The sequence below is a fragment of the Amycolatopsis sp. VC5-11 genome (assembly GCF_037034185.1).
GTDB classification, from domain to species: Bacteria; Actinomycetota; Actinomycetes; order Mycobacteriales; family Pseudonocardiaceae; genus Amycolatopsis; species Amycolatopsis nivea.
Genome location: NZ_JBAGKF010000034.1, coordinates 1 through 23,398, shown reverse-complemented (window position 1 = coordinate 23,398; position 23,398 = coordinate 1). Strand labels below are relative to the sequence as shown.

Genomic DNA, 23,398 nt, shown 5'->3' with positions numbered 1-23,398 from the left:
GATCGTTGGTGCTCGTCAACGCACCGGTGAATCGTTGGGAGACTCGTGAGCGGCCCGCTGAGCACGCTGATCCTCGCTGCGGGTGAGGGCACCCGCATGCGTTCCTCCACTCCTAAGGTGTTGCACCCGATCGCCGGAAGGCCGCTGGTGGAACACGCAGTGCGCGCCGCCGCCGGCCTCGCGCCGCAGCATCTGGTGGTCGTGATCGGACACGGCCGCGACGCCGTGCGCGCCGAACTCGACCGGGTCGGCAAGGCACTCGGCCGCGAGGTCGCCACCGCCGTGCAGGAAGAGCAGAAGGGCACCGGGCACGCCGTTTCGTGCGCGCTGGCCGAGCTGCCGGAAGGACTCACCGGCACCGTGGTCGTCAGCTACGGCGACGTTCCGCTGCTGGACACCGAAACCCTGGAATCCCTGCGGGCCGAGCACGCCAAGGCGGGCAACGCGGTCACCGTGCTCACCGCCGAGGTCGCCGACCCCACCGGCTACGGCCGCATCGTCCGCGGCGCCGACGGTTCGGTCAGCGCGATCGTCGAGCACAAGGACGCGACGCCGGACCAGCGCGCGATCACCGAAATCAACTCCGGCGTCTACGCCTTCGACGCGGCTGTCCTGATCGACGGCCTGTCACGGCTGTCGACGGACAACGCGCAGGGTGAGCTTTACCTCACCGACGTCCTCGGCATCGCCCGCGAGGACGGCAAGGGCGTCGGCGCGCTGGTCGTCGACGACCCGTGGGTCACCGAGGGCGTGAACGACCGCGTGCAGCTCTCGGTGCTCGGCGCCGAGTACAACCGCCGCATCGTGCGCCGCTGGCAGTGCGAGGGCGTCACGGTGATCGACCCGAACACCACCTGGATCGAGGCGGACGTCACGCTCTCCCGCGACGTGCTGATCGAGCCGAACACCCAGCTCAAGGGCCATTGCTCGGTCGGCGAGGGCTCCGTTGTGGGCCCGGACACCACGCTGACCGATGTGCGGATCGGCGCGGGCGCGTCGGTGGTCCGCGTGCACGGTTCGGGCTCTGAGCTGGGCGACGGCGTCAACGTCGGTCCGTACACGTACCTGCGGCCGGGCACGAAGCTCGGCGCGAAGGGCAAGCTGGGCGCGTTCGTCGAGACGAAGAACGCGCAAATCGGCACCGGGACGAAGGTGCCGCATCTCACGTACGTAGGCGACGCGATCGTCGGCGACCACAGCAACATCGGCTGTTCCAGCGTCTTCGTGAACTACGACGGGGTGAGCAAGCACCAGACCGTTGTCGGTTCGCATGTCCGGCTTGGGGCGGACAACACGCTGGTCGCGCCGGTGCGGATCGGGGACGGCGCTTACAGTGGAGCCGGTGCGGTCATCCGCGACGACGTTCCGCCGGGTTCACTGGCGCTGTCGGCCGGTCCGCAGCGCACCATCGAAGGCTGGGCGGTCCGGCGCAGGCCGGGGACGCCCGCGGCGGAGGCAGCGGAAGCTGCTCTCGCCGCCCAGCAGCAGGACACCGTTGTGTCCGAGTCAGCAGCAGGAACCGACGGGGAGTCGCCAGCATGAGTCCGAAGTCAGGTACGCCGAAGAAGAATCTGATGCTCTTCTCCGGCCGTGCGCACCACGAGCTCGCGGAAGAGGTCGCCAAGCACCTCAACGTGACGATCACCCCGCAGACCGCGCACACGTTCGCCAACGGCGAGCTGTTCGTGCGGTTCGAGGAGTCGGTGCGCGGTACCGACGCGTTTGTGATCCAGGCGCACACCACGCCCATCAACGAGTACGTGATGGAGCAGCTGATCATGGTGGACGCGCTCAAGCGCGCGAGCGCCAAGCGGATCACCGTGGTCATGCCGTTCTATCCGTACGCGCGGCAGGACAAGAAGCACAAGGGCCGCGAGCCGATCTCGGCGCGGCTCATCGCGGACCTGTTCAAGACCGCGGGCGCGGACCGGATCATGACGGTCGACCTGCACACCGCGCAGATCCAGGGCTTCTTCGACGGCCCGGTCGACCATCTGCTGGCCCAGTCAGTGCTCGCCGACCACATCAAGTCGACCTACGGCGACGCGGACATCACTGTCGTTTCGCCGGACTCGGGCCGCGTGCGCCTGGCCGAGAAGTGGGCGCAGCAGCTCGGCGACCGGCCGATCGCGTTCATCCACAAGACCCGCGACCCGGACAAGCCGAACCAGGCCGTCGCCAACCGCGTGGTCGGCAAGGTCGAGGGCAAGCTCTGCGTGCTGATCGACGACATGATCGACACCGGCGGCACGATCGTGAAGGCCACCGAAGCACTGCTCGAGGAAGGCGCGGCGGACGTGGTCATCGCGACCACCCACGGCATCCTCTCCGACCCGGCCACCGAGCGGCTTTCGCAGTGCAAGGCCCGCGAGGTCATCGTGACGAACTCGCTGCCGATCCCGGAAGAGAAGCGCTTCCCGGGACTGACGGTGCTGTCCATCGCCCCGATGCTGGCGGAAGCCATCCAGCAGGTCTTCGAGGACGGCTCGGTCACGTCGCTGTTCGACGGCAACGCCTGAGTTACAGCAGCTTTCCGACGACGCGGCCCGGGTTGGCGGCGCGGCCTGGATCAGGTCGCAGCGGCTGGCTCGGGTCGCGTCGTTTGCTGACTGTGCTCGGTTGGCGGGGATGCACGTCGGGCCCACACGCCCGGCATGGCACCCGGGCAGAGGGCACACACGCGGTGCCCCGCGCGAACAGCACCGCACGCAGGGCAGGCCGCGCGCGGACGGCACCTCGCTCGGGCAGAGCCGCACGCGCTCGCCGATGCACCCACCCTCGGCACCGCGCCCGGGCGAAGCGCACCCTCCCGATGCCGCGCCAGGCAGAAGGCGCACACGCTCAACGCCCCAAGCGAACCCACCGCACGCGAAGCAGCGCCACGCGCGGGCAGCACCCCACTCCGGCAGAGCCACACGCACTTCAGTGCCGCACGCGGGCAGCACGCCACTCGGGCATAGCGGCACCCATTTCAGCGCGCCACGCGGACCGACGGCACTCCGGCATAACCGCACGCATTCAGCACCGCACGCGAAGCAGCGCCCCACGCGGACAGCACGCCACCCCGGCAGAGCCACACGCACTTCAGCACCGCACGCGGACAGACGGCACATGCGCTCGGCACCGCACGCATTCAGCCCCTCACCCGCGCGCAGCCCCGCACCCGCACGCGACAGCCCGCGCTCACCGCAGCACGCAAGCAGTCCCGCGCCAGCTCAGCGCCACCCGTCTCCGGCACGCGCTCCGAGCAGCCACCCCACTGTCGTCAGCCAAAAGCACCCCTCACCCTTCTCTCCTCCCTCGCACCAGCACGACCTCACACCTCGCCCATATCCGCAGACAACCACCTCTGCGGCCGCATATGGATCGCCATGTGCTCGCCCAGCTGCGTCCGCTCGAACTCCACATACCCCGCCACCTTGTCGGCAGGCAGGTACCGCGCAGCCATCTCCCACGTCAGCTCACGGCTGCCCGGGCGAGTCCGCACCACCGGGCCTTCCACTGACACGTACCGGACCGTCGGCTCGACTCGCTGCACCATCAGGCTGAACCGTCCCGCCGCCTGGATCGCCTTTGCCTTGCGCGATTCCGGCGGCGTGATCACCCACAACTCGCCGCCCGGCGTGTACTGGTACCAGATCGGCACCGTCAACGGCGCGCGGTCCGGGCGCTCGACCACGGAGAGCGCGCCGATGTGCGGTTCGGCCAGAAACTGTTCCCGTTCTTCACTCGACAACACCATGCCCTCGAAGCTAGCCACCAGGTACGACAAAAACCGGGTTCCGCCGGCGGCGAAAAGCGGTGCGTCACCCGTACGTGAGTGGCTAGCGTCCTAGCCATGGGGAAATTCGAATTCGGCGTCAGCCTGCGGCTCACGGCCAACGGCACTGAGTGGACCGAAAAATGCCGGCGGGCCGAGGAGCTCGGCTACGACCACCTGACCGTTCCCGACCATCTCGGGCCGGGGCGGCTGTCGCCGTTTCCCGCGCTCACGGCTGCCGCGGCGGTGACCGAGCGGGTGCGGGTCGGCACGTTGGTGTCCAATGTGCCCTTCTACAACCTCGCGCTCTTCGCCCGCGATGTCGCCACTACCAACAAACTCACCGAAGGCCGCTTCGAACTCGGCCTCGGCTCGGGCCACATGAAGCACGAGTTCGACGACGCCGGGTTGCCGTGGCGCAAAGCCGCTGACCGGATCACCTACCTCACCGAAGGTCTCGCCGAACTGCGCACGCGCGTCGAGGACGAGGGCGGCATGCCGAAGCTCCTCATCGCGGGCAACAGCGACGGCGTGCTCAAGCTCGCGGCGGAGCAGGCGGACATCGTCGGATTCGCCGGTCTTCGCCAGGACCGCGGTCGTCCGCCGGGCACGTTCGTGCTCGACAACGACGTCGCGATGGACGAGCGGGTCGCGTATTTCCGTTCGCTGGCAGGGGATCGCGAGATCGACTACAACATGCTGATCCAGCGCGTCGTAGTCACCGACGACCGGCGCGAGGCCGCGGCGGAATGGCACGCCGAGACCGAGGAACGCAGTGCGGCGGACGTCGACGAACTGCTTAACGCACCCCAACTTCTCTTCGGCACGGTGGACGAGATGGTGCAGCAGCTGATCGCGCAACGCGAGCGGTACGGCTTCTCCTACTTCACCGTTTTCGAGGCGATGATGGAGACTTTCGCTCCGGTGGTGGCTGAACTACGAGGTCGCTAGCCGCCTGCACCTTCGCGACGGCGTCTCCGGCGATGAGCGTGAGCACGCGGCCGAGGAGACCGTCCGGCACGGCTTCGTCGTCGATTTCGGCTTCCACGGCCAAACCGTTGCTCAACGCGAGCAGCACGACGGCGAATTCCTCGGCAGGCAACGGAAGTTCGAGGTCCAATCCCTCGGCGAGCCGGTTCAAGGCACGCGCGATCGTGTCGCGAACCTCCCGGCGGCGCCGGCGCAACGCGTCGCGCCGCCGGTCGTCTTGGTGCGCCATCGCGAAAAACTCGGCCAGCAGCCGGTGCCACACCGCGTCGGCGCGCATTTCGTACATCAGCACCGCGGCGACGTTAGCCAGCCCGGCACCGCCGTCGTCCGCCTCGGCGAAACTCGCCAAACTCGCTTCGAGCCGGTGCGCGGCGTGCTCCTCCATCAACGCCAGCACCAGCTCGTCTTTCGACGCGAAGCTCGAGTAGACCGCGCCTTTCGTCAGCCCGGCCGCCGCGGCCACCTCGGTCAGCTTCGTCGCGGCGATGCCCTGTTCCCCGAACACGGCGAAGGCGGCGTCGAGAATGCGCCGCCGGGTCTCCGCCCGCGTCGGCCGCGTCCGGCCGGTCATCGGCTTCTCCCTCATCCGGGGGTTGACACTGGATCTGCTGGCTCAATACCTTCAGGTATCCAATACCCCAGGGTATCCACTGTCAAGGACGACAGGGAAGGACCGCTCCGATGAGGTTGCGCATCGTCCTGGCCGCCGCGGCATTGCTCACCGCCGCGTTCGCCGCCCCAGCCACGGCCGCCCCGACCGGCGGCGTCAACGATCCGGCGTGCCGGCCGAGCAGCGCACACCCGCGTCCGGTGGTGTTCCTGCACGGACTCGGCGCGACGTCCTATGAGGACTTGAACTACCTGCAGGATCACGTCGCCGCCAAGGGATACTGCACCTTCAGCCGCACCTACGGCGCGTACCCGCAGTTCCCGGTCGTCGGCGGGCTTCGCCCGATCGCCGACTCCGCAACGGAAATCAAGCAGTTCATCGGCGAGGTGCTGAACGAAACCGGTGCGGCGCAAGTGGATCTGGTCGGCCACTCCGAGGGCGGATTCCAGACCTTGTACGTCACGAAGACCCAAGGCATCGCCGACCGCATCGGCTCCGTCGTCGCCATCGCGCCGCCCACGCACGGCACCACGTTCGCCAATCTGACGAAACTGGCGTACCTGCTGGGAATTCGCGATGAAGTCGGCAAGGCGCTCACCGCGTTCGGCTGCCCGGCTTGCGACAACCTGATCACCGACGGCAGCGCGGTCCAGACGCTCACGAACGGTCCCATCGCGCAGCCCGGCGTCCGCTACACCGTGCTCACGTCGCGGTTCGACGAACTGGTCACGCCCACCGAAACGTCTTTCGTGCGCGAACCGGGCGTCACGAACGAATACGTCCAGGACACCTGCCCGTTCGATCCCGTCGGGCACATCGGCGAGGCCTACGACCTCAACGTCTGGAACCTCGTCACCAACGCGCTCGACCCGGAGCACGCCACGAAATTCCTGTGCACCGCGGGATCTCCCGGCTGACGCGCGAAGCGGACCCGGTGGCGACGCGAACGCCACCGGGTTCCGCGCTCAGTACGCCAGGGTGAACCGGGCGCGCGAGTGCTTCGGCTCTTCGATCTCGTCCACGAACGCGATCGCCAGGTCCGCGCCGCTGATGTGCGAGCGGCCGTCGGCGTCGCTGACCAGCACGTCGCCGCCGAGACGGAACTTGCCGGTGCGCTCGCCGGGGATCCAGGAACCGAACTCGGCCGCCGGGCTGACGTAGAACCAGTCGACGTCGTCCGGCAGCTCGCGCAGCGCCTCCAGGACGAGGACGTGGCTGCCCGCCTCCGGCTTGTACTCCTCCGGGAACTCCGGCGTGTCGATCACCCGCGGCCCGTCCTCGCTGACCCGCAGCGAACCGGCGCCGCCGACGACCGCCAGCCGCGCGCCGTTCGCGCGGGCCGCTTCCACCAGCGTCGGCAGGGCGTCCACCAGCCGGCGGCCCTGGTCGTCCGCACGGCCCGGCGTCGCGATCACGAGCACGTCCGCGCCCTTGGCCACCGACGCGACGAACTCCGCGTCATGCATCGACCCCGACCGCGCTTCGACCCCCGACGGCAATCCCTCGGCCTTGCGCGCGACCCCGGTCACGGAGTGCCCGCGCCGCAGCGCCTCGTCGGTGATCCGGCCACCGGCGAATCCCGTCGCGCCGAACACCACCAGCTTGCTCATTGCCGCTCCTCGCAAAGAAAATCCGTATCGACGCCACCGATGGTAAGGACCGGTCTTCGGCTACTTCAACGGAAGAAACGCACCTCGAGGTGAGCGTGCAGGTCAGCCGCCGAGCGCGGCGAAAGCGGTGGCCAGCTTCGCCTTCACCGCGTTCGCGTCGACCGGCGAACGCACCTCGGCGACCGCCGTCGGCTTCGCCAGCACCTGGTAGCTCGCGGTGCGGTTGGGCAGGGTGAATTTGACCGAGCAGGACATCGTGATGGTCGCGTCCGCGGCGGCGTCGCCTTCGGTGGCGCAGCTTTGCGAGCCGAGCGTGTCCGCGCTGATCTCCACCGAAAGCTTGATGTGCACGGTCGGTTTCGAGCCCGGCTGATTGCCGACGACGCTGTTGGAAACGTCCACTGTGGTCTTGCAGGAACCGACGTAGTCCTGGCAGTCGAGTTTGTCGTTGAGCACCGTGACGCTCGCCTGCGCGAGCCCGTCGAACGGCTGCCCGATCGCGTCGACCGCGGCGTTGAAATCGGTGTGGAACTGCTTGATCTCGGCGTCGGACAGCGGCCGGACCCGGAACGCCGCGCCCAGCTTCGGGCCGCCGCGCGGATCGAGCAGCGCGGGCGCGAACCCGGTGACCCGGTGCGGTTCGGCGGTGGTCACCTGCAGCGCGCCGCCGAGGTCGTACACCTCGGTGCCGTCCGGCAGCTTCTGCTTTCGCGGCGCACCGGTGCCGAGGCCGCCGAGTGCCTTGCGCAGTTCGCCGGCGAGCTTCGGCGGGGACATCCGCGCGGCCGGGTCGACCGGCAGTTCGCTGCCGACGGTGTGCACCCATCCGCTGCCGAACTGGGTGCTGTTCTCCTCCAGGCCGTGCGACTTCCAGTAGTCCGCGTCGGCCGCGAGGTAGAGCTGCCCGTCCGGTTCGGTCAGCCGCACCGACTTGCCTTCCAGCGGCAGCGCGCCGAAGCCGTTGCCGTCGCGCGCGACGCGGTACGTCAGCGTCGCCGGGTTGCCGGCACCGTCCTTCAGCGTCGCGTCGTATTGCAGCGCCGGTGCTTGCTCCAGCGCCTGCAGCGCGGCGTCGACCGCCGTCTGCTGCTGCGCACGCTGGGCAGCCAGCTGCCGGTCGGCATCGGACAGTCCCGCCGTGCCGGTCACCGCGACCTGGCAGCCCGCGAGAAGCCCACCAAGCAGCACCAGTGCTGTCGCAGTCCATCGAGCCCGCATGTCGGCCGCCCCTCTTTCCGCGGAAATCATGCCACTCCCACCAGATCGGCGGGCGGGACGGGATTTGTGTCGTCACCCACCCGCGCGGGGGAGACTGCCCGGACCCGGTGCGGGCCCGCGCGGACCGGCTGGTTTACACTTCTCGGGTTGTCTCGGCGAGGCGGGTGCGCCTGTAGGTGCCCGGCGTGATCGACGCGGCGGCTCGAGAAGCCCCGTGGTCCGCTCACGCCCGCAATCTCGCCGCCGTGCCAACCGCCCCGAGCAGAGATCGACGATCCCCGCCGCCCCCTGCCGCACGTCGTGTGATTTGAAGGAGTGCTAAACCGTGTCCGAGGTACGTCTTTCCGTCGAACCGCGCACCGAGTTCGGAAAGGGTGCCGCCCGCCGCACCCGTCGCGCCGGCAAAATCCCCGCGGTGCTCTACGGGCACGGCTCGGACCCGCGGCACTTCGCGCTGCCGGCCATCGAGTTCGCCCGCGTCGTCCGCGAGAACGGCACCAACGCCGTCATCACGCTGGACCTGCAGGGCAACGTCGAGCTGGCGCTGACCAAGACCATCGTGGTCCACCCGCTCAAGAACTACATCGAGCACGTCGACCTGCTGGTCGTCAAGCGCGGCGAGAAGGTCACCGTCGACGTCCCGGTCGTCGTCTCCGGCACCCCCGGCCCGGGCACCCTGGTCGCCCAGGACATCGACACGATCCAGGTCGAGGTCGAGGCGCTGCACATCCCGGAGCAGTTCGAGGTCTCCGTCGAGGGCATCGAGGCCGGCACCCAGATCACCGCGGGCCAGATCGAGCTGCCTGCCGGCGCCGAGCTGGTCACCGACGCCGAGGCGCTGGTCGTCGCCGTCAACGAGGCCCCGCGCGGCTCGGCTGACGAGGACGCCGAAGCCGAGGAAGCCACCACCGAAGCTGCCGAATAAACTCGCTTTCGTGAGTGAAGACCTGCCCGGGGCCGGCGAGCTGATCCTGCTCGCCGGCCTTGGCAATCCAGGACCCCAGTACGCCGGGAACCGGCACAACGTGGGGTTCATGGTGCTCGACGAACTGGCCGGCCGGGTCGGCGGGAAGTTCAAGGCCCACCGCAGCGGTGCCGAGGTGCTCGAAGGCAGGCTCGCCGGTTCCCGCGTGGTGCTGGTGAAGCCGCGGTCGTTCATGAACCTCTCGGGCGGGCCGGTGGTCGGCGCGGCCCGGTTCTTCAAGGTGCCGCCGTCCGGCGTCGTGGTGGTGCACGACGAGCTGGACGTCGATTTCGGCGCGCTGAAGCTCAAGCTCGGCGGCGGCGACAACGGGCACAACGGACTCCGGTCCATCACCAAATCGCTCGGCACGCGTGACTACTACCGCGTGCGCTTCGGCATCGGGCGGCCGCCGGGCAGGCAGGATCCGGCGGATTTCGTGCTGAAGGACTTTTCGACGGTCGAGCGCAAGGAGCTCCCGTTCGAGGTCGACCGGTGCGCGGATGCGGTCGAGGCGCTGGTTTCGCGGGGCCTGGCTGCGGCGCAGAACGCGTTTCACGCTGCCTGACCTGCTGGTTTCGCCCCAATGTGGCATTGGGTGCGTCAGATGCACCGAATGCCACATTGGGTGCGTGCGATGCACCCAATGCCACATTGGGGTTTCTCAGTAGCTGCTTGCGCGGCCTCGCTGCGGCGATGCGCCAGCATCCGGCCGGGCCGCCTGAGCCATGCTGCGGCGTGTCCGGCGTGTCCGGCGCGGCGGTGCGGTCCGCGAGAGCAAAGCCGCCCGGCGCGTCTCCGTGGCCGGTGCTCCCCAGCGCCCTGACCAGCACCGCTACCGCGAACCCACCGCACGCCCAGCCCCCGAGAAAACCTCCCCACCGCATCCAGTCCGTCCCCCGCCCCCGAAGCGGCATTCGAGCCGATTGGGCCGTTGTGCCTGTGGGTGAGTCGTTGTGGCCCTGCGTGATGGATTTCTCACTCGATGGGCGTCTTCTGGGGCCCTGATCGAGTCGTCCGGGTGGGTGCGGGCTTCCCGGGGTGGCCGGGACCGGTTAGGACGGACTGCAGGAGTTCGCACCACCCCGACCCTGAATCGGAGAATGATCCATGCCGTTTACCGCCGAGGATCTCGCTGAGGTCGCTTTCGGTAACGCCCCGATCGGCCGCCGCGGCTACGCCAAGCAGGAGGTCGACGACTTCGTGCGGCGGATCGCCAAGACGATCGCCGACGAGGACGATCTCACCGCGGCCGAGGTCCACCACGTGCTGTTCTCCAAGCCGTTGATCGGCAAGCGCGGATACGACGAGCGCGAGGTCGACGAGTTTCTCGACCAGGTGGAGACGCAACTGGCCGACCGGTCCGGACGGCGGGCTCCGCTGATTCCAGGGAGCCGGGACCACACCGAGGCCACCGCGGGGCGCGCCGCGTGGCCCGTCGTCGCCGAGGCGCCGGCGGAGCGGCTGCCCGGCCGATAATCCCCAGATCTTGCCGCGAAGGCCGCTTCGAGGACTCGAAGCGGCCTTCGTGCGTTCAAGCCCGGATCAATCGGCCGCGTTCTTGGCGATCTTGTCCGCGTACTGCACCGCGGTAGCGGCCCGCTTGACCTTGCCGGACGGGGTCTTGGGCAGGCTTCCCGCCGGAAGCACCACGACCGCGAAGGGGCGCATGTCCACGGCGTCCCGGACGCGCGCGGCGATTTCCTTGGCCAGGCGGTTTTCCTCAGCGGCGTCACCGGCCAGTTTGGACTCCACGACCACGGCGAAGCGCTCGCGGCGGCTGCCCGCGTCCAGGCGGACGGCGACCGCGTTGCCTGCCCGGACGCCCTCGACCGAACCGGCGGCGCGTTCGATGTCGGTCGGGTACAGGTTGCGGCCGCCCATGATGATGACGTCCTTGCGGCGGCCGCAGATCACGATCTGGCCGTCGACCAGGTAGCCGAGGTCGCCGGTCTTCATCCAGCCGTCCGCGTCCTGGGTGTCCAGCGGGCCGTCGACGGTCAGGTAGCCGGGCGTCACGGCCTCACCGCGCAGGCGGATCTCGCCGACCTGCCGTTCGCCCACCACGGAACCGGATTCGTCCACGATGTCCGCTTCCAAACCGTCCAGCGGACGGCCGAGCAGGGCGAACGAGCGGACCTCGTCCGTGCCGCGGCGGGGGTCGCCTTCCGGCACCGGCACCGCGCGGTTGTCGGCTTCCAGCGCGTCGGCTTCGACGACGTCCAGCGTGAGCCCGGTGAACAGCGGCGCGAACGAGACCGCCAGCGTCGCCTCCGCCATGCCGTACGCGGGGAACACGCACTCGGGCGGCATCTTGAACCGCTTGCCCGCGTCCACAAAGGTCTCGACGGCCGTCTCGTCGATCGGCTCCGCGCCGTTGAGCGCGATGCGCAGCTTCGACAGGTCGTAGGCGTTGTCGTCCTCGACCCGGGCCATGCGCTTGCCGACGATGGCGTACGCGAAGTTCGGCGCGGCCGTCGTGGTGCCGCCGTACTTGCTGATCAGCTCCGGCCAGATCAGCGGGCCGGTCAAGAACTCGACCGGGGTGATCTTGACCAGTTCGACGCCGAACGTCATCGGCACGGTCAGGAAGCCGACCATGCCCATGTCGTGGAAGGTCGGCAGCCACGACACCATCACGTCGGTGTCGAACTCGAACTCGGCGCGGTCGACCATCGCCTTGACGTTGGTGTACAGGTTGCCGTAGGTGATCCGGACGGCCTTCGGCTCCGCCGTCGATCCGCTGGTGAGCTGCAGCAGCGCGGTGTCGCTCTCGGCCGTCCGCACGATCTCGGCCAGCGGTTCCGCGCCGGCGAGTTCGGAGATCAGCCGATAGCTGATGCCCTTGCCTTCGAGCACCGGGGCGAGCTGGTCGAACGGTTCGCCCAGCACGACCAGCTCGGCCCCGATCATCTCGAGCACCTTGACCGTGTCCTCGGCCCATTCGGCGAGGTCCGTGCGCGGCGTCGGCTGGTGCAGCATCGTCACGCTGCCGCCGGTGAGCCACACCGCCTGCACGGTCGGCGCGATGAGCACCGGCGCGGCGGCCAGCACCGCCACCGCGCTTCCCGGCTTCAACCCGCCGCTGACCAGCCCGCCCGCGATCCGGCGCGCCTCGTCGTGCACCTGCGCCCAGGTCCGGCGCACCGGCTCCTTGGGCTCGCCGGTCACCATGCCGCGCCGTTGCCCCCGGTCCGCCGCGTTCCCGACGAGTGTGTCCACAAACCGACTCATGTGCGTCAGATTACTGTCCGGTTTTTCCGGCACTGCCCGCGGCGGCGTGAACAGCGGATGTCCGGCGTCAGGCGGGTTGCGGACGCACCCGGTCCTGATAGGCCTGCGGCAGCTCGGCGCGGGTCAGTTTCCGGAATTCCAGCGGTCCGGACGTGTAGGAATCCTCAGCGGTGATCAGGCCGTCGGCGTCGACCGGCCACACGATCAGCTGCCTGCTGACGTACAGGTAGTCCGCGTCCGGATCGGCGGCGGGGAAACCCATCTGCCGTGCGGTCGCGCCGGGAAGGAGCATGTGCAGATCGCCCTCGGTGACCAGCGCATGATCGTCAACAACGAGCCGGTCCATCCGGTATTCGAGGTGATTCGCCTTGCTCGCCACGAATGCCGCGTAGTACTCGCGGACGCCGTCGTGGCCCTTCGGTCCGGTATCGCCGCTAGCGCCCCAGAAGTGATACGCGGCGTCCTTGCTGACCGTCGCCATCAGCCGGTCGAGATCAGGTTCCGCTTCGGCCTTCATGTGTTCCAGGACGATGCCGAGCACCTGCCGGTGCCGGGGGTTCGCGGTCGTCTTGAGCCGCTGTTCGAGCATTTGCCAGGTGCGGGTGGGGTCGATCATGGGCGTCCCTCCGGAAACGCGCGTCGTTGCGCGTGCTCGATCGTCGCTGGCGAGCCCCGGCGGGTCAGCCGACGCGCGTCGCCGGATCCGGCCAGTCTGGGCGACGGGCGTCGCCTACCCGACGTCGCCCAGCGTGCGATCCGAGGTCACCAAACGGCGCGCCAGCAGCGCGAACGTCGCTTGGAACCGGTCCATCGCGTCCTCGACCCGCCAGCCGGTCGCCGCTTCGATCCGGTCCAGACGAGCCGCGACGGTGCTGTGGTGAAGGTTCAGTTCGGTCGCCGTCCGCCGGAGCGCGCCGAACACGCAGTACGACTCAAGCGCTTCGACGTCGAGCGCGCCGCCGGGGGTGCGGGCGTGGGCTTCGAGGGCCGCGACGCCAGGGGTCACCGCGAGCCGGGACGGCGGCAGTTCCGCAAGCAGGACAAGGACTCCGAGGGGTCCATACGGCACGGCGCGGCGACCGAACACAGTGGACGATGCGAAGCGCAGCGCGGTGCGGGCTTGCTGCCACGACACGGGTGCGTCGGCCGCCGCTGCTGGTTCGCCGAGGCCGATCCAGACGTCCACGGCTCGGTCCAGCCCGGTCGAGGCGGGATGGCGGGTGGCGAGGTCGTCATGCAGGTGCCCGGCCAGTTCGCGCGGGGCCGGGCCGCCTTGGGTCAGTGCGAGGGTCAGTCGGCCCAGGCGGTGGTGTTGCAGCCGTCCGGCACCGGCGCGGGCGAGTGCGTCCAGGCCGTCCTCCGGAGCACCGGCGAGGACGAGCGCGACCACGGGCTGATCCAGGTCGTAGCCGAGCAAATGCAGTGCGCGCAAGCGATCCCGGCGTTGTTCGCGGGCCGAGACGGCGATCTCCAGCAGACCGGGTTCGCCGAGCCGGAGCGGCGAGGTGGGCCGGGTCGCGCGCAGGGCGCGGCGGAGTTGGTCGAGCAGGACGACGTCGAGCGGATGCGGCGCTGGCCGGTCGATCTGGACGTCGTCCAGTGACGGGCCGGAAACCGGCGAGCCCGCGCCGTCGAACCACACGGACTCGCCGTCGATCACTGCCCCGACCGGACAGCCCGCGACGAGCGCTGCCGACCGGACCACCGCGTCTGGCGCGAGGCCGGTCAACGCGTCGAAGTGCGCGATCAGCCGCAGCACCGACGTGGTGTCGGCGGGCAGCGTCGACAGCCGCGGAACGTCGTCGTCCATCCGCCGATTGTCACTCGGCGAGTTCGGACGTCTCCAGCCACCGCGCTTCGACGTCGTCCTTCTCCGCCAGGACGGCCTTCAGGTCGGTGTTCAGCTCGATCAGCTTCTCCGGGTCGGTCGCCGCCTCCGCCAATGCGGCGTGCAGCTTCTCTTCCCGCTTCGCGAGCTGATCCAGCTTCCGCTCCAACCGGCCCAATTCCTTTTGCGCCGCGCGGGTTTCCGCCGCGCTGCGCTTGGCCTCGGTCTTCTCCGCCGGAGGTGCCTCGCGACGCGGCGCGGCATCCTTCGCGCGGGCGCGGCGCTGCAGATACTCCTCGATGCCGCCCGGCAGGTGGGTGACCTTGCCGTCGCCGAGAAGCGCGTACGTGGCGTCGCAGACGCGCTCGACCAGGTACCGGTCGTGCGAGACCACCACCATCGTGCCCGGCCAGCCGTCGAGCAGGTCTTCGAGCTGCTGCAGGGTGTCGATGTCCAGGTCGTTCGTCGGCTCGTCCAGCAGCAGCACGTTCGGCTCGGCCATCAGCAGCCGGCACAGCTGCAGCCGGCGGCGTTCGCCACCGGACAGGTCGCCGACCGGCGTCCACTGCCGAGCCGCCGGGAAGCCGAGCTTCTCGCCGAGCTGCGACGCGGTCATCTCCTGCTTGCCGAACACGACGCGGCCGGAGATCTGCTCGATCGCTTGCAGCACGCGAAGATCGGCGGGCAGGTCGTCGAGCTCCTGGCGCAGGTGCGCGAGCGCGACCGTCTTGCCCTGCACCCGCCGTCCGGTCGGCGATGCGACGTCGCCGCCCAGCAGCTTCAGCAGCGTGGTCTTGCCGGAGCCGTTCACGCCGACGAGACCGATCCGGTCGCCAGGGCCGATCCGCCACGTGACGTGGTCGAGCAAGGTCCGGTCGCCGACCCGCAGCGACGCGTCTTCCAGCTCCAGCACCGTCTTGCCGAGCCGGCGTTTCGCGAACGCCATCAGCTCCACCGAATCGCGCGGCGGCGGCACGTCGGCGATCAGCGCCTCGGCGGCTTCGACGCGATACCGCGGCTTCGAGGAACGCGCCTGCGGTCCGCGCCGCAGCCACGCCAATTCCTTGCGCGCCAGGTTCTGCCGCTTCTCCTCCGCGGTCGCGGCGAGGCGGGCGCGTTCGGCGCGCGCGAAAATCCAGTCGGCGTAACCGCCTTCGTACTGCTCGACCCGGCCGTTCGCGACCTCCCAGGTGAGGCTCGCGACGGTGTCGAGGAACCACCGGTCGTGGGTCACGACCACGACCGCGATCCGGCGGCCGAGCAGATGGTCGGCGAGCCAGCGAACGCCTTCGACGTCAAGGTGGTTGGTGGGCTCGTCGAGCACCACGAGATCCAGTTCGCCGGTCAGCGCGGCGGCCAGCGCGACGCGACGGCGTTCGCCGCCGGACAGGTTCGCGGTCGGGGTCTCGAGGCCGATCGCGGTGATGCCCAGACCGTCCACAATAGACCGGACGCGCGCGTCGGCGGCCCATTCGTGCTCAGCCCCGTAGCGCTGCAGCACCACGTCGCCGACCGTGCTGCCCGCGGGCAGTTCGGTGCGCTGGGTGACCACCGCCATCCGCAGGTCGCGCACCTGGCTCACCCGGCCGGAATCCGGCTCGCTCAGTCCGGAAAGGACTTCGAGCAGCGTCGTCTTGCCGCCGCCGTTGAGCCCGACGACGCCGATGCGCTGCCCCTCGGCGACGCCGAGGGAAACGTTGTCCAGCAACGGCTTCACGCCGTAGGACTTGCTCACCGATTCCAGGTTGACCAGGTTGGCCATCCGGATCCTTTCCACTGTGGACTGTTGATTCGAGCTTTCAGGCGTGCACGCGCGGCGGCGCGTTGCGCGGGGCGTCGTCGCCGCCGACCACCCGGGCCCCCGGCACCGGGCCGTGCGCGACCCGCACCGTCCGGCACACTCCCGCGCCGGACAGCTCAGCGGCCACCTCGACCGCGGTTTCCGCGTCGGAGCACAGGAACGCGCACGTCGGCCCGGAGCCGGACACGCATCCGGCGAGCGCGCCCGCGTTCACCCCGGCGCGCAGCGTGCGGCGCAGGCCGGGCCGCAGCGACACCGCGGCCGCCTGCAAGTCGTTGCCGAGCAACAGGGCTAGTTGGCGAGGATCACCCGACGCGAGCGCCTCCACGACCGGCGTGTGCGACCCGATCCGCGGCGGTTTGCCGTCGGCGCGCAGCCGGTCGAGTTCGCCGAACACCTTGGGCGTGGACAGGCCTTCCTCGTCGAAGGCGAGCACCCAGTGGAACGTGTGGCGAGCGAGCACCGGAACGAGCTGCTCGCCGCGGCCGGTGCCGAGCGCAGTGCCGCCGTACAGCGCGAAGGGCACGTCACTGCCCAGCCGGCCGGCGATGGTGGCCAGCTCGTCGCGGGTGATGTCGAGCTTCCAGAGCGACGAGAGCCCGACCAGCGCCGCCGCCGCGTCCGCGCTCCCGCCCGCCATGCCGCCGGCGACCGGAATGCCCTTGCGCAGCACGATTCGCACCTTCGGCTCATCCGCGTCCGGCCGTCCGGCGTAGGAGGCCAGCTCGCGCGCCGCGCGCCAGGCGAGGTTGGCGCCGTCGGTGGGCACCGTGCGCTCCCCCTCGCCGTACACCTCGAGCCCTGGCTCGTCGGTGGCGGCGACGGTCACCTCGTCGGTGAGCGAAAGCGCCTGGAAGACGGTGACCAGCTCGTGGAACCCGTCCGCCCGCAGGTCGCCGACGGCCAGGTGCAGGTTGACCTTGGCCGGGACCCGGACGGTGACTGGTGGTGGTACGACGGCGAGCACCCGTCCAGCCTACGTGGCTGGCGCTGACCAGGTGTCGCCAGGAGAAAACGTCGGCACGGAAGTTCCCCCAACCGTCGCTCCGGAGTGGCCATCCGGACTAATTTGGAACTACTTTGGAACTATGCGCGCGCCGGAGGTCAACCTGTCCGAGCTGTCCCTGCACCCGCGCCGGGTCACCGACCGGCTCGAAAGTTCGCCGACCCGTTCGGTCCGGATTCGCCGACGGGAGAAGGACAAACCCGATCTGCTGCTCGTGACCGCCGAGCGCGCCGAACAGGCGGCGGCCGGGTTTTCGGCGACCGTCACGATCCTCGCGGAACTGATGCGCCGCAGCGCCGAGACCGCTGCGCTCGCCGCCGAGGCGCTGCCCGCCGCGTTCCCGTGGGCGCGGTACCTGTCCGCGGAAGAGGTACGGACATTCGTCGGCGAACTGGTCGAAACCCTGGAGCGAGCCGAATCCCTCGGCAACCCGGTGCCGTTCGCCGCCCTCGCGGCGAAGTGGAAACAGACCGCCGAGGCGCACGCGGATCCGGAGCTGGCGGAGATCCTGCGCCGGAACGACCACAATGGACAGAATTCAGGACACTTGTCCTGAAACTTTGACCCGGCGACCTGATTTCTCGGGCGACGCGTCCCGCGAACGCGGCGAGGGCCGCCCCCATCGCATGGGACGGCCCTCGGAAAACCGCTCAGTTAAAAGGAAATCAGGCGGCGACGACGCTCTGCGGACCGCGAGCCGGCTGGCTCACGTGCGCACCCCGGTCGGAGATCCAGGACAGCGCGGCGTCGGCCCGCTCGCCGCGGACGCCGAGGCGGAACCGGGCGATCGGGGTGTCCCCGATGCGGGTGAGGCCGCCGCCGATGGTGGCGAGCTCCACGTCGAACCGGCTGGCCGCCTCGGGCAGCAGGGCGCCCACCGAAGCGAAACCGATCAGCACGACGTCGACCGCGCGGTCGTACTTCGCGGACTGGGCACGCGAGGTCTCGACCGACGGCAGCACCGCTTGCGCGGTCCAGCTGTCCGGCGTCGAGATGAGGTCGAGCACCGTGCCGCGCTCGACGATCGCGCCGTTGTCGAGCACCGCGACGTCGTCGCAGACCCGGCGGACGACGTCCGCGTCCGGCGTGGTGACGACGACCGTCACGCCCAGCTCGGCCCGCGCGCGGTCGAGCACGGCGAGCACCGCGCCCGCGTCCTCGGCCGCGATCCCGGCGGTCGGGTCGTCCGCGAGCAGCACGGCCGGTCCGGCGGCGAGCGCCCTGGCGACCGCGACCCGGCGGAGCTGGCCGTCGGTGAGTTCTTCCGGCTTCTGCCCGGCGCGGGCGGTGAGGCCGACGAGGTCGAGCAGCGAGCCGACCCGGCTGCGCCGCTGCGGGCCGTCGACGCCGAGCTGCTCCAGCGGGCTGGCGATGTTGCCCGCGATGGTGCGCTCGGCGATCAGCTCCGGCTTGGTCCCGACGACACCCAGCTGGCGGCGGATCTCCCGCAGCCGCTTGCCGTCGAGCGTCGCGGTGTTGAGGCCGTCGAGCCGCACGACGCCGCGGTCAGGGCGCTCCTGCAGCGCGATGCAACGGGCGAGGGTCGACTTGCCGGAACCGGACGGACCCACGACCCCGAACAGCGAACCGGCTTGCACGTCGACACTCACGTCGCGCAGCGCGGCGACCCGATTTCCGTGGAAGGGAAAGGACTTGGACACGTTTTCGACAGTGATCACGAAAGGGCTCCAGGCAAACGAGGCGCGGCACCGATTCCGGGCGCGCCAGGCGTCATCGAATTACCGTCCACTGTGGACGGCGCAAGAAACTGCGGAAAAAACGATCAGGCGATGGCCATGGAGCGTTGACACGCACATACCGAGCGGCGACCTTCGTCGACTACGCGCCGGCGGGTCAGCAGGAGCGGGCGGGTGACCCTCTTCATCGAAAACAGCCTCCATCGGTCCTGGCGGTAGCACCTGCCCTGCGGAGGGTGGTTGCTGCGACTTCGGCGAGCCAGGTCTCTCAGTCGCTCGGGATGGACGCTTTCGAGTAAAGCCGATCCCATTGGCTGAACGCAAGCGCGTTGGTGCAGATCACACGTCTGGTGGTGCCCGCATACCGGAACACCGCGTCCAAAAACCGGAAGCCCGGAACCTCGGCCGCCGAACAGTGCCTCGACCTGCGAAACGCTCGCCACGAGCACCGGCGGCGAACGGGTTCGTTCCACTGTGGACGATCAAGGATCTTTGTGGAACAAGAGTTTTCTCGTTGTCAAGGGGTGATGGTTCGCGGGGCTCAACGCTCGGCGCACCGGGGTCTCGACCGAGCCGAGATAGGTCAGCGAAGCGAAGCACCTCGGGTCAGCCCTGCGGAACAATCCCGGGCGTGGAGCAGTCGGACTCCCCCGAATGCCGAGCTGCTCGTCACAGATGGAAGGCTGTTTCAGCCGTGCTCGCGTGATCACCAAGCGTAGCCAGGCAGCTGTGGATGACCCACAATCAGCGACGACACAAGATCATCGAAGAACGCAGCGAAACCAGGGAATACCTGCTCCGACGCCGCCGTTGGAAGTCGCAAGGCGAGCACCCTGGGGGAGGTGGGTCACATTCCGGCAGCCGCGATCCGCGCGAAAGCGTGCACGTCCAACTGCTCCCCGCGCGTCTTCGGGTCGATCCCCGCCTCGGCGAGCAACTCGCCAGCCCGCTCGGCGGAACCAGCCCACCCGGCCAGCGCGGCCCGCAATGTCTTGCGCCGCTGGGAGAACGCCGCGTCGACCACCGCGAACAGCCGGGCCCGATCCACTCCGGAAACCGGGTCGGTCCGGGTGAACGAGACCAGAGCGGAATCGACGTTCGGCACCGGCCAGAACACCGCGCGCGGCACGGCGGCCACCTTGCGCGCGGGCCCGTACCAAGCGAGCTTCACGCTCGGCACGCCGTAAGTGCGGCTCCCTGGCCCGGCCGCCATCCGGTCGGCGACCTCGGTCTGGACCATGACGAGCCCGCTGCGCAGCGACGGCAGCTCGGCCAGCAGGTGCAGCACCACCGGCACCGCGACGTTGTACGGCAGGTTCGCGACGATCGACACCGGCTCAGCGGGCAGATCAGCCGCCCGCACCCGGAGCGCGTCGGCGCCGACGACGGTCAGCCGGTCCGCGGCCTCAGGCGCGCGCTCGGCGACTGTGCGGGGCAGGCGGGCGGCCAGCACCGGATCGATCTCCACAGCGACGACCTGAGCGCCCGCGGCCAGCAGGCCGAGCGTCAGCGAGCCGAGACCGGGTCCGACCTCCAGGACGACGTCCCCCGGCTGCACGCCGCCGAGTTCGACGATGCGGCGGACCGTGTTGGGGTCGTGCACGAAGTTCTGCCCGAGTTTCTTCGTGGGCCGGACGTCGAGTTCGTCGGCCAGCCCGCGGATTTCGGCAGGCCCCAGCAGTTCCACCACCGGACGAGCCTACCCAGCGGCGGCGCGGCGGACGAAAACAGGCGGCCGGGAGCGCGAGGCTCCCGGCCGCCTGCCGGAAAATCGGAGCGTAACTCAGGCTTTGTAGCCGCAGCCCCAGGCGCTGTAGCCGCCGCGGGCGTCGCGCACCTTCTCGGCGATCGCGATCTGCTGCTCGCGGGTCGCCTTGTCGGCGGTGGGGGCGTACTGCTGGCCGCCGTAGGCGTTCCAGGTCTGCCGGTCGAACTGCAGGCCGCCGTAGTAGCCGTTGCCGGTGTTGATCGACCAGTTGCCGCCCGACTCGCACTGCGCGATGCGGTCCCACGCGCCGGTGTCGCCGATGGCCGGGGCCGGCGGCTTCTTGGTGCCGACCTTGATGATCTTGGCCTTGGCCTCGACGAGGACCTTCTCCGAGACGTGCTCGCGCGCGATCTCTTCGCCGTTTTTCTTCGTGACCTTGTAGGTCACCAGCTTCTTGCCCGGCGTGCCCGGGTCCTCGACGCTCTGCTGGCCCTGCAGCTGCGTCGGGTCGTCGACCTTCTGCACCTCGGGGTCGATGGTCTCTTCCTGGTTGACCATCGACACGCCCATGCGGCTGACGTGGACCTCGGCGCCGTTCTTCAGGCTGACGTCGAGACCGCCCTCGATCGCGTCGTCCGGGCCGAGGTTCAGCTTGAGGTCGGAGGCGAGCTCCTTGGTGGTCACCGCGGTGGTGTCCACCTTGCGCGGCGCGTTGGTGCCGTCGAAAAGCGTGATGTGCTTGAGGGTCTTGACCTGGACGGTCGAGCCCTCCAGCGGCAGTTCGCCGGACGACGGCATCGACGTCCACGCGCCCTGGGAAAGCATGCTGCCCATGCCGAGCTGGTTCATGGCCTCGCCGAGCGTGGTCGCGCGGACCCAAGAGGGCCGGGACACGCCGTCCACGACGAGGTTCAGCTGACGGCCGCGCTCGAGCTTGATGACGCCGCCGTCGCCGACCGCCGCCTGCGGCGAGGGCGAAAGCGCGTCGTGCTCGCCGACCGAGAGGCCCGCGTCCTTGAGCACGTCGCCGACGGTGCCGCCGAAGCTGTGCACGGTCTGCTGGTGGCCGTCGACGTCGACGGTGATGCTCTTGTTCATCGCGAGCGCCGCCGCGCCGCCACCGCCGACGGTGACCAGCAGCGAGAGCACGGCACCCTTGAGGAAGCGGCGCTTCCAGGTCTTGGTCGCCTCGCGCAGCCCTTCCTCGACCGCGGCCTTCTTGGCCTGCGGGGAGGCGGTGCGGTCCTGCTCGACCTCGTCCGGGAGAACGAGCGGCGGAAGCATCGTGGTTTCCGCGTTGATGAGCCGGATCAGCTCGTCGACGTCGACGTCGATTTCCGACATCAGCAGGTCGGCGTCCGGCCCCAGCGCGGCGAGCACGTCCTGCTCGGTCACGCGGAGCTCGTCGGAGAAGTCAAGCTGCCCGTAGGCGGTGTCCTCGAGCTCGCGGTCGAGCACGGCCACCGAGGACTCGGAGGAGGAGAAATACGCCGAACCCGCGTCAAGACGCGAATCATCCTGCCGACTACCAGTCACCGGGTCGTTCCCTTTCCCAAGACATCGCGCGTACCTCGCGCGTCGTCCTTCGTTCGCGACGCACCCTCGGGCGCGCCTCTCAAGTCCGACACCCCCAGCCAGCGCCATCGTCACGGTCCCAGGTCGTACCAACCCCGGTTCCGCTTCCCCGACGTGCACTGACGTGACTGGTGGGCGTATCAGCCGGTTCCGCTGCGCGGTACCGACCGGCACGATCACGGGACAGTAACGGGTGTCGGCAGGTTGCGCAAACACCCCCCGGAGTGTCGTGACTTGCGTCACTCATCAGGTGGACGAATGCGCGGTCTCGAATGTCGCAATCCGTGCAACCCGTTGTGACACTACGGAATCACGCAGGCAGCCGGTATGCGCGTTCGGCAGTGGTCCGGACCGCTTCGGCCACCTCGTGGACCGCTTCGCCGCGCAGTTGAGCGAGGAAGCGAACGGTGTAGGCGGTGCAATACGGCTCGTTCGGCCGCCCACGGTAGGGATGAGGGGTCAGAAACGGCGCGTCAGTCTCCGCGAGGAACTGTCCACGCGGCACAAGACGCGCGGCCTCGTGCAGCCCGCGCGCGTTCTTAAAGGTGACCGTGCCCGCGAAGGACAGGATGTAGCCCTTGTCGACACAGCGCCGCGCGATGTGCTCGTCGCCGGAGAAGCAGTGGAAGACGACCGTCTCGGGCGCACCTTCCTCGTCGAGGATGCGAAGCACGTCCTCGTGCGCGTCGCGGTCGTGGATCATCAGCGCCTTGCCAAGCCGCTTCGCGAGGTCGATGTGCCAGCGAAACGCAGCCTGCTGCGCATCGTGCGGCGAGTAGTCCCAGTAGTAATCGAGCCCCGTCTCACCGACCGCGACGACCCGCTCCCCGCGCGCCAGACGCTCCACTTCGGACTGTTCTCCAGGCCCGAATTCCTTGGTACGCGTGGGATGAATAGCCACCGCAGCGAAGACCCGCGAGTCCCAGGTGGACGCTTCGGAAGCCCAGCGAGCAGCCGCGAGATCGTCCGCGACAGTGACAACACGCGCAACGCCAGCCCGCTCGGCACGGTCGACCATCGCGGCAACATCAGCCGCAGTCTCGGCCCCGCACGCGTCGAGATGAGTGTGCGCGTCAACCACCGTCACCGGCAGCCGATCAGGAATCGGAGGAAGTTCGCGCTTTTCGGCACCCATGCTTCCAAGCTACTGCGCCCCCGCCTCGCGAATGCCGTGAGGGGAACCCTCACGTACCCAGATTCCCCCAGGGTTCCCCTCGCGACCAGCGACGCCCCGTGAGGGACCCCTTCACGGACTTAGATTCCCTCGATGAGCCCTTCACGGACCCGCCCGCCAGCCGCAGCCTTCGGCCGGGTTGCCCGCCCCAATGTGGCATTGGGTGCATCCCACGCACCGAACGCCACATTGGGTGCATCTGACGCACCCAATGCCACATTGGGGC

Annotated in this window: 21 protein-coding genes and 1 riboswitch; of the genes, 8 read left to right on the top strand and 13 right to left on the bottom strand. The window is 69.4% G+C overall.

The genetic code is table 11. The features are described 5' to 3' along the window. Positions 1-45 precede the first annotated feature (45 nt). Together glmU and WA670_RS43790 are read left to right on the top strand one after the other, a co-directional pair. Entirely contained in the window at positions 46-1,542 is a 1,497-nt protein-coding gene (glmU, locus tag WA670_RS43795) for a bifunctional UDP-N-acetylglucosamine diphosphorylase/glucosamine-1-phosphate N-acetyltransferase GlmU (RefSeq protein WP_037820199.1), read from the top strand. Continuing rightward, complete coding sequence (locus WA670_RS43790; RefSeq protein WP_037820198.1) at positions 1,539-2,519, top strand: ribose-phosphate diphosphokinase; 981 nt, start codon at positions 1,539-1,541, stop codon at positions 2,517-2,519. The genes glmU and WA670_RS43790 overlap by 4 nt, the downstream gene beginning before the upstream one ends. A gap of 797 nt (positions 2,520-3,316) precedes the next feature. Here the strand turns inward: WA670_RS43790 and WA670_RS43785 are convergent. Further along, positions 3,317-3,742, bottom strand: a complete 426-nt coding sequence (locus WA670_RS43785) for a pyridoxamine 5'-phosphate oxidase family protein (RefSeq protein WP_336162083.1) — start codon at positions 3,740-3,742, stop codon at positions 3,317-3,319. A 96-nt stretch (positions 3,743-3,838) separates the two neighbouring features. Here WA670_RS43785 and WA670_RS43780 point away from each other — a divergent pair, with 96 nt between their 5' ends. Next, positions 3,839-4,711 (top strand): TIGR03621 family F420-dependent LLM class oxidoreductase, encoded by an 873-nt coding sequence (locus tag WA670_RS43780; RefSeq protein WP_336162081.1) that lies wholly within the window; start codon positions 3,839-3,841, stop codon positions 4,709-4,711. On the opposite strand, the gene WA670_RS43775 is transcribed toward WA670_RS43780, so the two are convergent. Beyond that, the gene (locus tag WA670_RS43775) at positions 4,647-5,321 is read right to left on the bottom strand and encodes a TetR/AcrR family transcriptional regulator (protein WP_336162080.1); all 675 of its coding nucleotides are present in this window, start codon (positions 5,319-5,321) and stop codon (positions 4,647-4,649) included. The genes WA670_RS43780 and WA670_RS43775 overlap by 65 nt on opposite strands. A 110-nt stretch (positions 5,322-5,431) precedes the next feature. On the opposite strand from WA670_RS43775, the gene WA670_RS43770 reads away from it, so the two are divergent. Next, entirely contained in the window at positions 5,432-6,277 is an 846-nt protein-coding gene (locus WA670_RS43770; RefSeq protein ID WP_037820192.1) for an esterase/lipase family protein, read from the top strand. 48 nt (positions 6,278-6,325) lie between these two features. On the opposite strand, the gene WA670_RS43765 is transcribed toward WA670_RS43770, so the two are convergent. Both WA670_RS43765 and WA670_RS43760 read right to left on the bottom strand, forming a co-directional pair. Beyond that, on the bottom strand, positions 6,326-6,970 hold the full coding sequence (locus WA670_RS43765) for an NAD(P)-dependent oxidoreductase (protein ID WP_037820183.1): 645 nt from the start codon (positions 6,968-6,970) through the stop codon (positions 6,326-6,328). Positions 6,971-7,072: 102 nt separating this feature from the next. Then, a complete protein-coding gene (locus WA670_RS43760) occupies positions 7,073-8,188 on the bottom strand; it encodes a hypothetical protein (RefSeq protein WP_238604211.1) in 1,116 nt (371 codons plus the stop codon). Between the two features lie 325 nt (positions 8,189-8,513). Here WA670_RS43760 and WA670_RS43755 point away from each other — a divergent pair, with 325 nt between their 5' ends. From WA670_RS43755 to WA670_RS43745, 3 genes are all read left to right on the top strand, one after another. Continuing rightward, complete coding sequence (locus WA670_RS43755; RefSeq protein ID WP_037820179.1) at positions 8,514-9,113, top strand: 50S ribosomal protein L25/general stress protein Ctc; 600 nt, start codon at positions 8,514-8,516, stop codon at positions 9,111-9,113. Between the two features lie 10 nt (positions 9,114-9,123). Then, positions 9,124-9,717: an aminoacyl-tRNA hydrolase gene (gene pth / locus WA670_RS43750; RefSeq protein WP_134670244.1), complete on the top strand. Its 594-nt coding sequence runs from the start codon at positions 9,124-9,126 to the stop codon at positions 9,715-9,717. Positions 9,718-10,259: 542 nt separating this feature from the next. Further along, positions 10,260-10,628 carry a DivIVA domain-containing protein gene (locus tag WA670_RS43745; RefSeq protein ID WP_037820175.1) on the top strand — a complete coding sequence of 123 codons (369 nt, stop codon included), beginning with the start codon at positions 10,260-10,262 and terminating at the stop codon, positions 10,626-10,628. A gap of 66 nt (positions 10,629-10,694) precedes the next feature. Here WA670_RS43745 and WA670_RS43740 read toward each other — a convergent pair whose 3' ends face one another. The 5 genes from WA670_RS43740 to WA670_RS43720 form a co-directional block, all read right to left on the bottom strand. Then, on the bottom strand, positions 10,695-12,383 hold the full coding sequence (locus tag WA670_RS43740; RefSeq protein WP_134670246.1) for a fatty acyl-AMP ligase: 1,689 nt from the start codon (positions 12,381-12,383) through the stop codon (positions 10,695-10,697). 67 nt (positions 12,384-12,450) lie between these two features. Beyond that, positions 12,451-12,999, bottom strand: a complete 549-nt coding sequence (locus WA670_RS43735) for a nuclear transport factor 2 family protein (protein WP_037820172.1) — start codon at positions 12,997-12,999, stop codon at positions 12,451-12,453. A gap of 114 nt (positions 13,000-13,113) precedes the next feature. Next, positions 13,114-14,193, bottom strand: a complete 1,080-nt coding sequence (locus WA670_RS43730) for a PucR family transcriptional regulator (RefSeq protein WP_037820171.1) — start codon at positions 14,191-14,193, stop codon at positions 13,114-13,116. Positions 14,194-14,203: 10 nt separating this feature from the next. Further along, the gene (locus WA670_RS43725; protein WP_336162072.1) at positions 14,204-15,973 is read right to left on the bottom strand and encodes an ABC-F family ATP-binding cassette domain-containing protein; all 1,770 of its coding nucleotides are present in this window, start codon (positions 15,971-15,973) and stop codon (positions 14,204-14,206) included. 37 nt (positions 15,974-16,010) lie between these two features. Continuing rightward, positions 16,011-16,979, bottom strand: coding sequence for a 4-(cytidine 5'-diphospho)-2-C-methyl-D-erythritol kinase (locus tag WA670_RS43720; protein WP_037820169.1), 969 nt, complete (start codon positions 16,977-16,979; stop codon positions 16,011-16,013). 121 nt (positions 16,980-17,100) lie between these two features. Between WA670_RS43720 and WA670_RS43715 the strand changes: the two genes are divergently transcribed. Beyond that, a complete protein-coding gene (locus tag WA670_RS43715; RefSeq protein ID WP_037820168.1) occupies positions 17,101-17,574 on the top strand; it encodes a hypothetical protein in 474 nt (157 codons plus the stop codon). Positions 17,575-17,683: 109 nt separating this feature from the next. On the opposite strand, the gene WA670_RS43710 is transcribed toward WA670_RS43715, so the two are convergent. The 4 genes from WA670_RS43710 to WA670_RS43695 all read right to left on the bottom strand — a co-directional run bounded on the left by WA670_RS43710 (position 17,684) and on the right by WA670_RS43695 (position 23,133). After that, positions 17,684-18,697: an ATP-binding cassette domain-containing protein gene (locus WA670_RS43710; RefSeq protein ID WP_037820167.1), complete on the bottom strand. Its 1,014-nt coding sequence runs from the start codon at positions 18,695-18,697 to the stop codon at positions 17,684-17,686. A gap of 215 nt (positions 18,698-18,912) precedes the next feature. Then, a riboswitch (SAM riboswitch) is annotated at positions 18,913-19,003 on the bottom strand. Positions 19,004-19,562: 559 nt separating this feature from the next. Further along, positions 19,563-20,405 carry a 16S rRNA (adenine(1518)-N(6)/adenine(1519)-N(6))-dimethyltransferase RsmA gene (gene rsmA, locus WA670_RS43705; protein WP_037820166.1) on the bottom strand — a complete coding sequence of 281 codons (843 nt, stop codon included), beginning with the start codon at positions 20,403-20,405 and terminating at the stop codon, positions 19,563-19,565. Positions 20,406-20,498: 93 nt separating this feature from the next. After that, complete coding sequence (locus WA670_RS43700; protein ID WP_037820292.1) at positions 20,499-21,881, bottom strand: resuscitation-promoting factor; 1,383 nt, start codon at positions 21,879-21,881, stop codon at positions 20,499-20,501. 427 nt (positions 21,882-22,308) lie between these two features. Next, the gene (locus tag WA670_RS43695) at positions 22,309-23,133 is read right to left on the bottom strand and encodes a TatD family hydrolase (protein WP_037820165.1); all 825 of its coding nucleotides are present in this window, start codon (positions 23,131-23,133) and stop codon (positions 22,309-22,311) included. Positions 23,134-23,398: the final 265 nt, after the last annotated feature.

Excerpts from the sequence above, each read along its gene's own strand:
- WA670_RS43790 (WP_037820198.1), top strand. The coding sequence starts at position 1,539 with ATGAGTCCGAAGTCAGGTACGCCGAAGAAGAATCTGATGCTCTTCTCC.
- WA670_RS43785 (WP_336162083.1), bottom strand. The coding sequence starts at position 3,742 with ATGGTGTTGTCGAGTGAAGAACGGGAACAGTTTCTGGCCGAACCGCAC.
- WA670_RS43780 (WP_336162081.1), top strand. The coding sequence starts at position 3,839 with ATGGGGAAATTCGAATTCGGCGTCAGCCTGCGGCTCACGGCCAACGGC.
- WA670_RS43775 (WP_336162080.1), bottom strand. The coding sequence starts at position 5,321 with ATGACCGGCCGGACGCGGCCGACGCGGGCGGAGACCCGGCGGCGCATT.
- WA670_RS43770 (WP_037820192.1), top strand. The coding sequence starts at position 5,432 with ATGAGGTTGCGCATCGTCCTGGCCGCCGCGGCATTGCTCACCGCCGCG.
- WA670_RS43765 (WP_037820183.1), bottom strand. The coding sequence starts at position 6,970 with ATGAGCAAGCTGGTGGTGTTCGGCGCGACGGGATTCGCCGGTGGCCGG.
- WA670_RS43760 (WP_238604211.1), bottom strand. The coding sequence starts at position 8,188 with ATGCGGGCTCGATGGACTGCGACAGCACTGGTGCTGCTTGGTGGGCTT.
- WA670_RS43745 (WP_037820175.1), top strand. The coding sequence starts at position 10,260 with ATGCCGTTTACCGCCGAGGATCTCGCTGAGGTCGCTTTCGGTAACGCC.
- WA670_RS43740 (WP_134670246.1), bottom strand. The coding sequence starts at position 12,383 with ATGAGTCGGTTTGTGGACACACTCGTCGGGAACGCGGCGGACCGGGGG.
- WA670_RS43735 (WP_037820172.1), bottom strand. The coding sequence starts at position 12,999 with ATGATCGACCCCACCCGCACCTGGCAAATGCTCGAACAGCGGCTCAAG.
- WA670_RS43730 (WP_037820171.1), bottom strand. The coding sequence starts at position 14,193 with ATGGACGACGACGTTCCGCGGCTGTCGACGCTGCCCGCCGACACCACG.
- WA670_RS43725 (WP_336162072.1), bottom strand. The coding sequence starts at position 15,973 with ATGGCCAACCTGGTCAACCTGGAATCGGTGAGCAAGTCCTACGGCGTG.
- WA670_RS43715 (WP_037820168.1), top strand. The coding sequence starts at position 17,101 with ATGCGCGCGCCGGAGGTCAACCTGTCCGAGCTGTCCCTGCACCCGCGC.
- WA670_RS43695 (WP_037820165.1), bottom strand. The coding sequence starts at position 23,133 with ATGGGTGCCGAAAAGCGCGAACTTCCTCCGATTCCTGATCGGCTGCCG.